This window comes from Burkholderia sp. JKS000303, assembly GCF_002563755.1.
GTDB lineage: Bacteria > Pseudomonadota > Gammaproteobacteria > Burkholderiales > Burkholderiaceae > Burkholderia > Burkholderia anthina_B.
Genome location: NZ_PDBZ01000002.1, coordinates 1,093,810 through 1,106,176, shown reverse-complemented (window position 1 = coordinate 1,106,176; position 12,367 = coordinate 1,093,810). Strand labels below are relative to the sequence as shown.

Genomic DNA, 12,367 nt, shown 5'->3' with positions numbered 1-12,367 from the left:
CATGGCCGCCGCCGGTTTGACTGCCGCGCAGGCGCCGACCGCGCCGAGCCGTTTCGAGCGGTTTCGCGTCGAGCGCCGCACGCGTGAGAGCGTCGCGATCGTCTCGTTCGAACTCGTACCGGTGGACGGTGCGCGACTGCTGGTGTTCACGCCCGGCCAGTTCGTCGTGCTGCGGTTGACGCTGCCGGACGGTGAGCGCGTGCTGCGCCACTACAGCCTGTCGGGCGACCCTGCCGACACGACGCGCTGGCGCATCTCGGTCAAGCGCGAGGACGGCGGCGGTGACGTGCCGCCGGGACGCGGTTCCACGTATCTGCACGAGAACGTCGAGGTCGGCACCGAACTCGAACTGGCCGGCCCGGCCGGTGCGTTCGTGTGCGACGAAGGCAGCGAGCGTCCGGTCGTGCTGATGAGCGGCGGCGTCGGCGTGACGCCGATGGTCAGCATGCTGCATCGGCTGTCGCGCGCGTCGCATCGGCGCGTGCATTTCATTCACGCTTGCGAGAACGGCGCGGTCCATGCGTTCGCCGACGAAGTGCGCGCGCTGGCCGCGACGCGGGACGGTATCGACGTGCACGTGTGCTACCGGCAGCCGCTCGAGGACGATGACGCGCGCGGCGGCTTCGACAGTCGCGGGATCGTGACGCGCGACTTGTTGCAATCGCTGCTGCCGCTCGACGACTACGACGTGTACCTGTGCGGCCCGCCCGGTTTCATGCAGGCGAACTGGCGCCTGCTGCGCGGGCTGGGCGTCGCGCGCGAGCGGATTCGCCACGAATTCTTCGGGCCGGCGACGGTGCTTGAAGACGAAACCGATGCACCGCGGTCCGGCGTCGCGGAGCAGACTGCGGCCACGGGTGCGAGTGCGAGTGCCGATCCGGCCGATGCCGACGGCGCTGCGATCACCGTGCGCTTCGAGCCGCATGGCAAGCCGATACGCTGGCGACCGGAACACGGCTCGTTGCTGGAGATGGCCGAGCAGGCGGGATATGCGCCGGTATTCAACTGCCGTGCCGGCCTGTGCAATGCCTGCATGACGCCGCTGCTGTCCGGCAGCGTCGCGTATGACGAGGCGCCGCTGTCGGCGCCACCCGAAGGGTCGGTATTGCTGTGCTGCGCACGGCCGACCGGCGCGGTGACGCTGGATCTGCAATGCGGGCGCCACTGACGCGCGGCGGCCGCGCATATGAACCGAACAGGCGACGGACGCTACGGTCCGCCGCGCGAACAAGGAGGATTCAACGATGAAGCATGGCTTTCCGGTCGAGGCCGATTTCACGCGGCAACGCGCGCAGTTCCTGCAGGCGGCCGAAGCGGCCGGCGCGACGGTGACGAGCCATCCGCACCCGCTCACCGGGCCGGCGGGTGAGCCGCTCGCGACCGACGTCGCGTGGCTCGGCCCGCGCGACGCGCATCGCGTGCTGGCGGTCGTATCCGGCACGCATGGCGTCGAAGGCTATTATGGATCCACGTGTCAGACCGAATGGCTGCACGAACTCGCCGGGCGTGCGCTGCCGCCCGGCGTGGCCGTGCTGATGGTGCATCTGATCAATCCGTGGGGCACCGCATGGGTGCGGCGCGTCAACGAAGACAACGTCGACCTGAACCGGAACTACGTGGATTTCGGGGCCGCGCTGCCAGTCAATCAGGGCTACGAATCGATTCACGAAATCTACACGTGCCGCGATGTCGACGGCCCGGAACGCCGACACGCCGATGAACGGCTCGACGCGCATTTGCGTTCGCTCGGCTGGCCCGGTTATCTGGCGTTGCTCGAAGCCGGGCAATACGTTCACGCGGACGGACTTTTTTACGGCGGGCAGCAGGCGACGTGGTCGAACCGGACGCTGCGCGAGATCGTCGCGCAGTACCTGCAGCCCGCACGGATCGCGATCGCGTTCGACCTGCACACCGGCGCGGGGCCGTTCGGGCATCCGATGCTGATGGCGATCGCGCAGTCGCGCTATCCGGCGCTCGCCGATGCCGAAAAGCTGTTCGGCCCGTGGCTCTATACGCTGCTGACGGCGCAGGATGCGGCGGTCAGCGACACGGGCGTGGCCGCGCGTGCGACCGGCTACACGTCGCAGGCGATGCTCGATGCGCTGCCGGATACGCATCTGATGCAACTCGTGATCGAATGCGGGACGTTTCCCGAGGTGCCGATGCATGCGGCGCTGCGCGACGATCACTGGTTGCATCTGCATGGCGATCCGCGCGATGCGCTTGGCAGGCAGATCAAGCGTGCGCTGCTCGACGCGTTTTTGCCCGCCGATCCCGACTGGCGGGAGATTGCGTGGGTGCGTACCCGGCAGGTGCTGAATCGCGCGTTGAACGGGTTGCCGGAAATTCGGCCAATCCGCGAAGATTGAGTGCTACCCGCCGCGCGATCGGTGGGCATGCGTGCGAATTGCCTGCACGGCGACGCGGTGGCGATCACGACAAGGCGGCCGCCGGAAAGCGCGCATTGCAGTCACCGGATTCGCGGCGCTATGATGCCGCATCCGTCCGATGGCACTGATCCCTCGATGTCGAAAACCGCGCCCGTATCGTCGCTGCCGCCCCGATCGCGCGAAGGTCTTCATGACCTTCGAATCGTCCGTTACGGCTTTCTGCTGGTCGACAACTTCTCGCTGATCGCGCTGAGTGCCGCGATCGATCCATTGCGGATCGCGAACATGGTCGTCGGGCGGCGAGTCTACGACTATCGGCTGATCGGGGCCGGCGACGCGTTCGTCCAGTCGAGCGACGGCATCCGTGTCGTGCCGGACGTGTCGGTGTCGGACAGCGACGCATTCGACGTGGTATTCGTCGTCGGCCCCAATCCCATCCCGCGCCGACGGACCGGCGCGATCGTCGACTGGCTGCGTCGGCAGGCACGCAACGGGACCGCGCTCGGCGGCCTCGATACCGGCAGCTACTTCCTCGCGCGCGCCGGGTTGTTGAATGGCTATCGCTGCACGATCCATTGGGAGGACCAGGACGTCCTGATGGAGCAGTTTCCGAAACTGACCGTGTCGACCCGCCTCTACGAAATCGATCGCGACCGCTATACGTGCAGCGGCGGCGTCGCGCCGCTCGACCTGATGGTGCATCTGCTGGCAACCGCGCCCGGCAGCCCGGCACTGGCCGCGCGCGTGCTCGAATTGCTGGTCGCGGAGCCGCGCAGCCGCGAGTACCGGCAGCAGACGTCGCTGCGTCAGTACATCGGCGCGGAACACGAGAAGCTGGACGAGGCCTTGCAACTGATGGAAAGCAACGTCGAGGAAACGCTTTCCGTGCCGGAGATCGCCGTCCATTTGCAGGTGTCGCAGCGACAGCTGCAGCGGTGGTTCCAGGATCGCCTCGGCAAGTCGCCCGCGCAGGCGTATCTGGAGATTCGCCTGCTGCGTGCGCGGCAACTGCTTTACCGCACCGCGACCTCGCTCGAGGAAGTGTGTGCGCGTACCGGATTCACGTCGACGACCCATTTCGCGACGCGCTACAAGGAACAGTTCCAGATCTCGCCGATTGCCGACCGGCGCCGTTACCAGAACGCGCTGTAGTCCGGCGGCGATCGCCTGCCGGGCTCGGCCGGCATTCATTCCCGTACCGACGATCGTCCCGCCGACGGACAGGCCCGCGCTCGTTCGCGCTCGTTCGCGCACGGCGGGCCGTGCCGGATTGGTGGGTTAACCCGACATGGCCAAATCGCGGATTCCGATGTCCATTGCGGAAATCTTCGAATCTGCCGAACTTCTACCATTTGCTCACACCCACCACGCTTTTTACCGAGGAGCGAGCTCATGAAGATGGAGAACCTGATTCGAATCGAGAATGGCGAAAAGGTGAAGCACACCTTCTCCGATGCCGAATATGCGAACCGTCAGCGCAAGCTGCGCGAACTGATGGCGCGCGAAAACATCGACGCGGCGCTGTTTACGTCGTATCACAACATCAACTACTACTCGGACTTTCTGTATTGTTCGTTCGGCCGGAAGTACGGCCTCGTCGTCACGCCGAACAAGGTCGTGTCGATCTCGGCGAACATCGATGGCGGCCAGCCGTGGCGGCGCACGGTCGGCGACTACAACGTCGTCTATACCGACTGGCAACGCGACAATTTCTTCCGCGCGGTGCAGGCCGAGATCGACAATCGGGGGCGCGTCGGCATCGAGTTCGACCATGTGCCGCTCGAGGTGCTGTCGAAGCTGAAGGCGGCGCTGCCGTCGGTCGAGTTCGTCGACATCGGCGCGCAGACGATGCGCATGCGCATGATCAAGTCCGACGAGGAAATCGCGCTGATCAAGCATGGCGCGAACGTCTGCGATGTCGGCGGCGCGGCGCTGGCTGCCGCCGTGCACGAAGGCGTGCCCGAACACGAAGTCGCGCTGGCGTCCACGCAGGCGATGGTTCGCGAGATCGCGCGACGCTTCCCCGAGTCGGAACTGATGGATACGTGGACGTGGTTCCAGTCCGGCATCAACACGGATGGCGCGCACAACCCCGTCACCACGCGCAAGGTGCAGAAGGGCGACATCCTGAGTCTGAACTGCTTCTCGATGATTGCCGGCTACTACACGGCACTGGAGCGCACGATGTTCTTCGACCACTGTCCGGATGAACATTTGCGTTTGTGGAAGGTCAACGTCGAAGTGCACGAAGCGGGACTGAAGCTGATCAAGCCCGGCGCACGCTGCGGCGACATCGCGCTCGAACTCAACAAGATCTACGCGGAATACGGGCTGCTGCAATACCGCACGTTCGGGTACGGCCACTCGTTCGGCGTGCTGTCGCACTACTACGGACGCGAGGCGGGGCTCGAATTGCGCGAGGACATCGATACCGTGCTGGAGCCGAACATGGTCGTGTCGATGGAACCGATGATCATGATGCCGCAAGGGCACCCGGGCGCGGGCGGCTATCGCGAGCACGACATCCTCGTCGTCGGCGAGCGCGGCGCCACCAACATCACCGGCTTCCCGTATGGCCCGGAGCGCAACATCATCAAGGCGTGAGCGGCATCCGCCGCGTTCGCGGATGATGGCGCACGCGGCATGGAAGGCACCCCGTAGCCGACGGAGGGCGATCCGCCAGGATCGTCAACGTCGGCTATTTCGTTAAACGAAGCATATCGAGTCGATCGCGGGTCCCGTCCCGGTCGATGCGCGAACGGGCAGGGCATGCGGCCGCCTGTCTTCGCGAGTGATCGCGTTCCGGCGTTCCGGCTGCGCGATCTTGCATCCCCCTTCCGTTTGCCTGACCGGCCGTCAAGTGGCCGGGCACGCGCGTTTCCTGCCCCTCTCCGTCGACCGTCTTCGACTGGCATCCTCTCCCACGTGACAATCACGCGCTTCCGCGTTCGCGCAGCGCGATGCCGGCCTTCCTCACGACTTCGGATTTTCGACACGCGATCGCCGTCGACGCGGCGTGCCGCCCGATGCCCGACGGTGTTAACCCTCGATGTCGAATCCAGGGAGTTTATTGTCGAAAAGGAAAATCTTCCTGGGGCTCCAACTCCTACCATGCGTTTGAACGGCCGCGATTCGGCACTGCGCAGTGCACTCACCGCACGATCGATCGAATCACGGATGGCGGCCATGACACCGCAACGTACTATTCAGTTTGGAGACTGAGCATGAGTACCAGAAAGGTAATGTCGGGCCGGTCGGCCGATGCCGGCGCATGGTTGCCGAGCCAGGGCGGCACCGCTCATTCGAGCGGCGGCGCGCCCGCGCGCGCGGAGGTCGATACGCGGCTGCTCCGGCGGGCGGCAAGTGCGAGCTTCATCGGCAATTTCGTCGAATGGTTCGATTACGCATCGTACGGGTATCTCGCGACCGTCATCGCGGTCGTGTTCTTCCCGAAGAGCGACGCGATGACGGGGCTGCTGGCCGCGTATGGCGTGTTCGCGATCTCGTTCGTGATCCGGCCGCTGGGCGGCGTGGTGTGGGGGCACTTCGGCGACAGGGTCGGACGCCGGACCGCGCTGTCGCTGTCGATCCTGATCATGTCGGGCTCGACGTTCCTGATCGCGTTCCTGCCGACTTATGCGCAGGTCGGGATGGTCGCGCCGGTCTTGCTGCTGCTGGTGCGGGTCGTGCAGGGTTTCTCGGCGTCGGGCGAGTATGCGGGGGCGTCGGCGTTCCTTGCCGAATATGCGCCGGAAGGCAAGCGCGGGTTCTACACCAGTATCGTGCCGGCCAGCACCGCGGCCGGCCTGTTATTCGGGTCGATCTTCGTCGCGGCGATGCACGCGGTGCTGACGTCGCAGCAACTGCACGATTTCGGCTGGCGTCTGCCATTCCTGCTGGCTGCGCCGTTCGGCCTGGTCGGACGCTACATCCGTATTCGACTCGAGGACACGCCGAAGTTCAAGGCGCTCGAAAGCGCGCACCATGTCGCGCAGGCGCCGGCCACCGAATTGCTGACGCGGCATCGCGGCAGGATGCTGATCGCGTTCGGCGTGACCTGTCTGAACGCCGTGGCGTTCTATCTCGTGCTGAGCTACATGCCGACCTACCTGTCTACCGAGATGGGTGTCGGCGAGACCGAGTCGTTCATCGCGGCGACGATTTCGCTGGCGGCGTATATCGGGCTGATCTTCCTGATGGGTGCGCTGTCGGATCGGGTCGGGCGCAAGACGATGCTGATCGGCGCGTCGGTGCTGTTCGCGGCGCTGACGGTGCCGCTGTTCAAGGGGCTGGCCGGCGCGAGCTTCGCGACGATCGTGATGATCCAGATCGCGTTCGGTGCGCTGCTGACGATGAACGACGGGACGTTGCCCTGCTTCCTGTCGGAGATTTTCCCGACACGGGTGCGTTACACCGGTTTTGCGTTCTGCTTCAATACGGCGAATGCGCTGTTCGGCGGGACGGCGCCGTTGGTCGCGACGTGGCTGATCGGCGCGACCGGGAACAAGCTGGCGCCGGCATGGTATCTGGTCGGGGCGGCGGGTGTCGCGCTGGTCGCGATGCTCGCGAGCAGTGAAACATCGAAGCGGCCGCTTGCGGACGATTGACGATGCGATGAATCGTTCGGCCGGTTCTCACCCGGTTTGAACCAGAACGCCGTACGGCAGTAGCGAATGCGCTGCCGCACGGTGTTTTTTTCAGCAGTCGCGATGCCATCGCGCGTTATCGACGTTCGTGACGACGTCGCGCGTGCGGATTGCGTGTTGTTCGTCGCGGCGATGGCGGCGCGGTGGCGATCGCCGTCGATCGCCGATCCTGCATACCCGACCCGGTTCGACGGACGTTTTTGCCTTCATTCGACCGTTTTCTCCGTAGTTTCCCTTAAGTCCCCTCGTCGGGATTTTCCCCTAGCGCACCGTCTTGCGCACCGCGTGCACCCCATTGCCGCGATTCCAGCGAAATCCCGCACAGCCCCGCCGCCATTGGCTTTCACGCCATTCGCACGGTTTCGGGGCAAGCACGCCTTTTTGCCCGGATTCGATGCATTACCAAAGGTATGGAAAAGCGCACAGAAAATGTATCGGGACCGATGTAATTGGATTGATACGCTGCAATCACTGCATCAGCGCCGTCAACCAAGCAGGAGCGGCATCGAGCCCGCGCAGCAAGCGGGCAAGCGATGGCGGTTCGTACGAAGTTCGCGGTTTCCTTCACCATCCAGTCGGGATGACAGAATGGCCCCAAATCTGACGTTTGCACCGGGCGACGTACTTCCCCCCGGGGCAATCCACACCGACGGTGCGCCGTCGATCGCCCGGTCGAGCATCGCGACCGGAAACGACATCCTGACCGTCAAGCACCTGTCGAAGATTTTCGGTCCGAAGCCCGAGCGTGCGATCGAGATGCTGAAGAGCGGTGTCGGCCGCAACGAGATTTTCGCCGAAACCGGCAACATGGTGGCGGTCAACGACGTGAGCCTGAGCGTGAGGGCCGGCGAGATCTTCGTGATCATGGGGCTGTCGGGCTCCGGCAAGTCGACGCTCGTGCGCCTGCTCAACCGGCTGATCGAGCCGACGTCGGGGCAGGTCGTGCTCGAAGGCCGCGACATCGCACCGATGTCGACGCCGGAACTGCGCGACGTGCGACGCCAGAAGATGGCGATGGTGTTCCAGTCGTTCGCACTGCTGCCTAACCGGACCGTGATCGACAACATCGCGTACGGGCTGGAAGTCGCGGGCATCAAGAAGGCGCAGCGCTACGAAGTCGCGCGTGCCGCGCTGGAGCGGGTCGGCCTCGGCTCGTACGAAAAGCTGCTGCCGAGCGAGTTGTCCGGCGGCATGCAACAGCGCGTGGGCCTGGCGCGCGCACTGGCGGTGAATCCGTCGGTGCTGTTGATGGACGAGGCGTTCTCCGCGCTCGATCCGCTGATCCGCTTCGAAATGCAGAACGAGCTGCTGCGCCTGCAGAAGGAGGAACAGCGCACGATCGTGTTCATCTCCCACGACATCGAGGAAGCGGTGAAGATCGGCGGCCGCATCGGCATCATGAAGGACGGCTGCCTGATCCAGGTCGGCACGCCGGCCGAACTGATCCAGACGCCGGCGGACGACTACGTGCAGGACTTCTTCCGCAACGTCGACGTGTCGCGCTTCCTGAAGGCCTCCAGCATGATGACGCAGGTCGAGCGCGGGCTGCTGCGCTGCGATTCGGGCACGCCGTCCGATCGTTACCTGAACCAGCTGATCGACAGCGGCGCCGAATGCGGCTACGTGTGCGACGAGGCTGGTCATTACCTGGGCTGCGTCACGCCCGCCACGCTGCACCGGTCCGGCGCGCGGCCGATTCGCGAGGCATTCCTGAACGACTTCAACGCGGTGTCGATCGATACGGATCTGCATCGACTCGCATCGATCGCGCTGACCCAGCAGCACGACGTGCCGGTGACGGACGCGGTCGGGCAACTGGCAGGCGTCGTGTCCTGCCGGACGATACTCAAGCAGATGATGCAACGGAGGGCAGCATGAATTCGTCGGTGATCGGGAAGTTCGCGGAAGACTTCGTCAATTTCCTGTTTCTGCACTTTCGTGGCGGTTTCGACACGTTCTCGGCCGGGCTCGGCGCGGTCGTGAAGCTGCTCGAGGACGGGCTCGGCGCCGTGCCGTTCGTCGCGATGGTCGTGCTCCTGGTCGGCCTCGCGCTGTGGCGCCGCGGCATCGTGTTTTCGATCTTCGTCGGCTTCGCGCTGCTCCTGATCCACTACATGGGCTTGTGGACGCAGACGGTATCGACGCTCGCGCTCGTCATCGCGGCGACGTTCTTCAGCCTGGTGATCGGTGTGCCGCTCGGCATCTGGGGCGCGCGCAACAACCGGATCGGCATGATCCTGCGCTCGCTGCTCGACTTCATGCAGACGATGCCCGCGTTCGTGTACCTGATCCCGGCCGTGATCCTGTTCGGGCTCGGACGCGTGCCGGCGGTGATCGCGACGATCGTGTTCGCCATGCCGCCGGTGGTGCGACTGACGACGCTCGGCATCCGCCAGGTGCGCGAGGAACTGATCGAAGCCGGCCGTTCGTTCGGCAGCACCGACTGGCAGCTGCTGTGGAAGATCCAGTTGCCGAACGCGCTGCCGTCGATCATGGCCGGCGTGAACCAGACGATCATGATGGCGCTGTCGATGGTGGTGGTCGCGTCGATGATCGGCGCGGGCGGCCTCGGCGAATACGTGCTGAGCGGCATCCAGCGTCTGGACATCGGGATCGGCTTCGAAGGCGGGCTGGGTGTCGTGCTGCTCGCGATCGTGCTCGATCGCCTGACGGAGAGCTTCGGCGTGCAGGCGAAGAAGAAGGTGAAGAAGCCGATGGCGCGTGCCGGCAAGGCCGGCCCGCGTGGCGCGGCGCGCACCTGATGGTCACGGTAGTTGCAAGCAGCTGAAGGACGATGACGCGCCGCGACCACGGTGCCGCGGCGGAACCGATGTAGCAGTGCGTGGAGACCAGAAACGCCGTTCGGAGGCGTTCCTCATCCTTGAAAGACCCGCGTGATTAAAAAGGAGTACTAGATGAAAACCCATACGTTCAAGTCGCTTCTGGCGAAACTTGCGGTATCGACGGTGGTTGCCTGCAGCGCAGGTGTGGGAGCGGCGTCGGCGGCCGAGCCGATCAAGATCGCGGTGACCAACTGGGCGGACGTGCTGGCGGTGGCCAACGTCGCGAAGTACGTGCTGGAAACGCAGCTCAAGCAGCCGGTGGACTTCGTGCAGGCGGCGATCGGCATCCAGTACCAGGGCGTTGCGCGCGGCGATCTCGACATCATGGTCGGCGGCTGGCTGCCGGTCACGCATGCCACGTACTACGCGAAGTACAAGAACGACCTCGATGACGTCGGCATCATCTACACCGGCGGCAAGAACGGCTGGGCCGTGCCGACCTACGTTCCGGAATCGGAGCTGTCGTCGATCGCCGACCTGAACAAGCCGGAAGTCAAGAGCAAGCTGAACGCCACGATCCAGGGCATCGAGCCGGGCGGCGGCCTGATGCAGGCGTCCGAAAAGACCATCAAGGCCTACAACCTGGACGGCTACAACCTGCAGGCATCGAGCGAGGCCGGGATGCTGGCGAGCGTGTCGCGTGCGTACCAGTCGAAGCAGTGGGTCGTCGCGACGGTCTGGAGCCCGCACTGGCTGTTCCAGAAGTGGCAGATGCGCTACCTGAAGGATCCGAAGGGCACGCTGGGCGGTGAAGAGCAGATCCATGCGTTCGCATCGAAGAAGTTCGCCGGCAAGTTCCCGCGCGCCGACGTGTTCTTCAAGCACCTGAAGCTGACGCTGGCCGACGTCGAAGCGATCGAGTTCGAAGGCAACAGCACGAACGACTATGCGACGGCCGCGAAGAAATTCGTCGATGCGCATCCGGAGAAGCTGAAGGCCTGGTTGCAGCAGTAAATCCCGCGCGCCCCGGTGTCGATCGCCGGGGCGCGACGAATTCGCCGGCCGGCCAGTGTGCAGGACACGCAGCACGTCATGATTCCCGTCGCGGAGTGACCAAGTGAACGAGAACGCCCGCTTTTTTTCCGAAACGCTTCAGAGTCGGGATCCGGTGATCGCATCGGAGATCGCGCTGGAGCTGCGGCGCCAGCAAACCCAGATCGAGCTGATCGCGTCCGAGAACATCGCGTCGGCGGCGGTGCTGGAGGCGCAGGGCACCGTCCTGACGAACAAGTATGCGGAAGGCTATCCGTCCCGGCGGTACTACGGCGGTTGCGACCACGTCGACCGGATCGAGGCGCTCGCGATCGACCGCGCATGCGCGCTGTTCGACGCCGGCTATGCGAACGTGCAGCCGCATTCGGGCGCGCAGGCCAACGGGGCGGTGATGCTCGCGCTGGTCAGGCCGGGCGACACGGTGATGGGCATGTCGCTCGATGCGGGCGGCCATCTCACGCACGGCGCGCGGCCGGCGCTGTCGGGAAAATGGTTCAACGCGGTGCAGTACGGCGTGAGCCCGGACACGCTGCGCATCGACTACGACGACGTGCGCCGGCTCGCCGAGCGGCATCGTCCGAAGCTGATCATCGCGGGCTACTCGGCCTATCCGCGGGCGCTCGACTTCGCCGCGTTCCGCGAGATCGCGGACAGCGTCGACGCGAAGCTGATGGTCGACATGGCGCACATCGCGGGCATCGTCGCAGCCGGCCGGCATCAGAACCCGGTGCCGTTCGCCGACGTGGTGACGTCCACCACGCACAAGACGCTGCGCGGCCCGCGCGGCGGCTTCATCCTGACGAAGCACGCCGACGTCGCGAAGCAGGTCAATTCGGCGGTATTTCCGGGGTTGCAGGGTGGCCCGCTGATGCATGTCGTCGCGGGCAAGGCGGTCGCCTTCGCCGAAGCGCTGCGCCCGGAGTTCACGAGCTATATCGATCTGGTGCTGCGCAACGCGCAGGCGCTCGCCCGCGTGCTGACCGACGGCGGGCTGACGCTCGTCACGGGCGGCACCGACAACCACCTGCTGCTGGTCGACCTGCGCGCCCGGGGCATTACCGGCACGCAGGCCGAGAAGGCGCTGGAGCGCGCAGGCATCACCTGCAACAAGAACGGGATTCCGTTCGATACGGAGAACCCGACCGTCACGTCCGGCATCCGGCTCGGCACGCCGGCCGGCACCACGCGCGGCTTCGGTCCCGCGCAGTTCGAGCAGATCGGCGAAATGATCCTCGACGTGTTGTCGGCGCTCACGCGCGATCCGGGCGGCGACGAAGTGGTCGAGCGTGCGGTCCGGACCCGCGTGCGCGATCTGTGCAACCAGTTCCCCATTTACGCGCATGCGGAGGCGTTCGCCTGATCCCGGAAGCGGGCAGACCGGGGCTCGCGTCCCGGTGACGTATCGAATCGATCGGCCCGGCTGCCCGAACGCGGCGGCGTGCCGACGACGTTTGTCGAATGGCCGGTTCCGTGTGTGCTGCGACGCTTCAACGAT

9 protein-coding genes are annotated in these 12,367 nt (G+C 65.2%); all 9 read left to right on the top strand.

What is annotated here, in order from left to right:
• Position 1 precedes the first annotated feature (1 nt).
• Positions 2-1,168, top strand: a complete 1,167-nt coding sequence (locus tag BX604_RS27085; protein WP_098553847.1) for an FAD-binding oxidoreductase — start codon at positions 2-4, stop codon at positions 1,166-1,168.
• Positions 1,169-1,244: 76 nt separating this feature from the next.
• The gene (locus BX604_RS27080) at positions 1,245-2,369 is read left to right on the top strand and encodes a DUF2817 domain-containing protein (protein WP_098553846.1); all 1,125 of its coding nucleotides are present in this window, start codon (positions 1,245-1,247) and stop codon (positions 2,367-2,369) included.
• A 156-nt stretch (positions 2,370-2,525) separates the two neighbouring features.
• A complete protein-coding gene (locus tag BX604_RS27075) occupies positions 2,526-3,542 on the top strand; it encodes a GlxA family transcriptional regulator (RefSeq protein ID WP_098554074.1) in 1,017 nt (338 codons plus the stop codon).
• A 240-nt stretch (positions 3,543-3,782) separates the two neighbouring features.
• Positions 3,783-4,994, top strand: a complete 1,212-nt coding sequence (locus BX604_RS27070; RefSeq protein ID WP_098553845.1) for a M24 family metallopeptidase — start codon at positions 3,783-3,785, stop codon at positions 4,992-4,994.
• A gap of 620 nt (positions 4,995-5,614) precedes the next feature.
• Positions 5,615-6,997 (top strand): MFS transporter, encoded by a 1,383-nt coding sequence (locus tag BX604_RS27065; RefSeq protein WP_096506076.1) that lies wholly within the window; start codon positions 5,615-5,617, stop codon positions 6,995-6,997.
• Positions 6,998-7,624: 627 nt separating this feature from the next.
• The gene (locus BX604_RS27060; protein WP_098553844.1) at positions 7,625-8,914 is read left to right on the top strand and encodes a quaternary amine ABC transporter ATP-binding protein; all 1,290 of its coding nucleotides are present in this window, start codon (positions 7,625-7,627) and stop codon (positions 8,912-8,914) included.
• Entirely contained in the window at positions 8,911-9,798 is an 888-nt protein-coding gene (locus tag BX604_RS27055) for an ABC transporter permease (protein WP_098553843.1), read from the top strand. Before BX604_RS27060 ends, BX604_RS27055 begins: the two co-directional genes overlap by 4 nt.
• Before the next feature lie 153 nt (positions 9,799-9,951).
• Positions 9,952-10,833, top strand: coding sequence for a glycine betaine ABC transporter substrate-binding protein (locus BX604_RS27050; protein ID WP_098553842.1), 882 nt, complete (start codon positions 9,952-9,954; stop codon positions 10,831-10,833).
• Between the two features lie 103 nt (positions 10,834-10,936).
• Complete coding sequence (gene glyA / locus BX604_RS27045; RefSeq protein ID WP_098553841.1) at positions 10,937-12,232, top strand: serine hydroxymethyltransferase; 1,296 nt, start codon at positions 10,937-10,939, stop codon at positions 12,230-12,232.
• Positions 12,233-12,367: the final 135 nt, after the last annotated feature.

What these genes read in the sequence shown, in the direction of transcription:
- BX604_RS27080 (WP_098553846.1), top strand. Translation starts at nt 1,245, where the DNA reads ATGAAGCATGGCTTTCCGGTCGAGGCCGATTTCACGCGGCAACGCGCG.
- BX604_RS27060 (WP_098553844.1), top strand. Translation starts at nt 7,625, where the DNA reads ATGGCCCCAAATCTGACGTTTGCACCGGGCGACGTACTTCCCCCCGGG.
- BX604_RS27055 (WP_098553843.1), top strand. Translation starts at nt 8,911, where the DNA reads ATGAATTCGTCGGTGATCGGGAAGTTCGCGGAAGACTTCGTCAATTTC.
- BX604_RS27085 (WP_098553847.1), top strand. Translation starts at nt 2, where the DNA reads ATGGCCGCCGCCGGTTTGACTGCCGCGCAGGCGCCGACCGCGCCGAGC.
- BX604_RS27065 (WP_096506076.1), top strand. Translation starts at nt 5,615, where the DNA reads ATGAGTACCAGAAAGGTAATGTCGGGCCGGTCGGCCGATGCCGGCGCA.
- BX604_RS27075 (WP_098554074.1), top strand. Translation starts at nt 2,526, where the DNA reads ATGTCGAAAACCGCGCCCGTATCGTCGCTGCCGCCCCGATCGCGCGAA.
- BX604_RS27050 (WP_098553842.1), top strand. Translation starts at nt 9,952, where the DNA reads ATGAAAACCCATACGTTCAAGTCGCTTCTGGCGAAACTTGCGGTATCG.
- BX604_RS27070 (WP_098553845.1), top strand. Translation starts at nt 3,783, where the DNA reads ATGAAGATGGAGAACCTGATTCGAATCGAGAATGGCGAAAAGGTGAAG.